Raw genomic sequence first — 226 nt, 5'->3', positions numbered from 1 at the left:
TCCATCCGTATAAACATAATGAATAGTCTCATTGACCGTTTTACTTTCCGTTGTCACGGTTGGAGCATTCTTGGTGTACACGATGGTAAATTCAAGGTCACTGGAATCGCCAGTAACGGTCTGCGTACTAATTTTGCTCTGATCTGGTGTGTAGCCCTTAATTGCTGGACTATCCACGGCCGCAAATTGTTGCGCTGCCGACCAACCCCCATATGTCTTTTCACCC

The 226-nt window shown here is 46.5% G+C and carries 1 protein-coding gene; it reads right to left on the bottom strand.

Annotated elements, in window-relative coordinates:
• Positions 1 to 226, bottom strand: a 226-nt coding sequence (locus MZO41_RS16715; protein WP_438286711.1) for a mucin-binding protein, incomplete at both ends; no start/stop codon positions are given.

The organism is Lactiplantibacillus sp. C232, from assembly GCF_023806725.1.
GTDB classification, from domain to species: Bacteria; Bacillota; Bacilli; order Lactobacillales; family Lactobacillaceae; genus Lactiplantibacillus; species Lactiplantibacillus plantarum.
This window is presented reverse-complemented; position numbering and strand designations above follow the sequence as displayed.